This is a genomic window from Streptomyces olivochromogenes, assembly GCF_001514115.1.
Lineage (GTDB): Bacteria > Actinomycetota > Actinomycetes > Streptomycetales > Streptomycetaceae > Streptomyces > Streptomyces olivochromogenes.
The window spans coordinates 1-547 of sequence record NZ_KQ948465.1 but is presented as its reverse complement, the minus strand read 5'-3'; the positions used below and the strand labels follow the sequence as shown (position 1 = coordinate 547).

The 547-nt window shown below is 73.5% G+C and carries 1 protein-coding gene; it reads left to right on the top strand.

Annotated elements, in window-relative coordinates; genetic code table 11:
• On the top strand, nucleotides 1-547 hold a 547-nt coding region (locus AQJ27_RS33030; RefSeq protein ID WP_159064448.1), incomplete at both ends, for an ATP-binding protein.

The following is a 547-nucleotide window of genomic DNA, read 5'->3' as shown; positions in this document are numbered from 1 at the left end:
GCCGGCCTGACCTGGATCGGCCCGCCCCCGCAGGCCATCCGCGACCTCGGCGACAAGGTCGCCGCCCGCCACATCGCCCAGCGCGCCGGAGCCCCCCTCGTCGCGGGCACCCCCGACCCGGTGAACGGCGCCGACGAGGTCGTCGCCTTCGCCAAGGAGCACGGGCTGCCGATCGCGATCAAGGCCGCCTTCGGCGGCGGCGGACGCGGCCTGAAGGTCGCCCGCACCCTCGAAGAGGTCCCCGAGCTCTACGACTCCGCCGTCCGCGAGGCGGTCGCCGCGTTCGGCCGCGGCGAGTGCTTCGTCGAGCGCTACCTCGACAAGCCCCGCCACGTCGAGACCCAGTGCCTGGCCGACACCCACGGCAACGTCGTCGTCGTCTCCACGCGCGACTGCTCCCTCCAGCGCCGCCACCAGAAGCTGGTGGAAGAGGCGCCGGCGCCGTTCCTGTCGGACGCCCAGGTGGCGGAGCTGTACTCCTCCTCCAAGGCGATCCTCAAGGAAGCCGGCTACGTCGGCGCCGGGACCGTGGAGTTCCTCGTCGGCA